Origin of the sequence: Thiolapillus sp., from assembly GCF_048562965.1 — a bacterium.
Classification (GTDB): domain Bacteria; phylum Pseudomonadota; class Gammaproteobacteria; order Chromatiales; family Chromatiaceae; genus Thiolapillus; species Thiolapillus brandeum_A.
The window spans coordinates 1-504 of record NZ_JBHNMF010001708.1; the positions used below are offsets into that span (position 1 = coordinate 1).

Here is a 504-nt window from a genome sequence, read left to right on the forward strand (position 1 = left end):
GCGTTTGGATGCCTACTTTGCTTCCCCTCTGGCGCTATGCGCACGACGGGTAAGCAGTGCGGCCTCGCGGCTACTGGGGTCTACCAGCCTTCGCTTCGCTCTCCATGGCTGGCAGCGAATGCAAAACCTGAATATCAGGGAAAAAATTCCCCAGCAAGATGAACATCCTGATCCCAACCCTGCACCCGGACTGGTTCAGGCGAGGATCCCCCCAGGCTACAACACCAACATCAATGTCCGTTTTGTTCCCGGACGGAACATTGGTGATCTCGTAGCCATTCCCAAGACCTGCAAACCACGCAACGGGAAGAAACATCCGAAAGCCGATCTGCTGGCCCTGCCCGACAAACTGGTTGCCAAGCTCGTTGCATCAGATAAAAAGATGGGCTCTTCCCCAAATGGAGTGGGTAGATTATCGTAATCCCCTATGAGAGACAAAGACCTATACGCCCAGATACTGGGAATCAAGAGTCCCTGGCAAGTATCCGGTGTAGAGCTGGCGCT

The 504-nt window shown here is 54.4% G+C and carries 1 protein-coding gene; it reads left to right on the forward strand.

The genetic code is table 11. The annotated features are described in order from the left end of the window. A partial coding sequence (locus ACOCD2_RS26335; RefSeq protein WP_419588374.1) for a hypothetical protein occupies positions 1–421 on the forward strand: 421 nt, incomplete at its 5' end. Positions 422–504 lie beyond the last annotated feature (83 nt).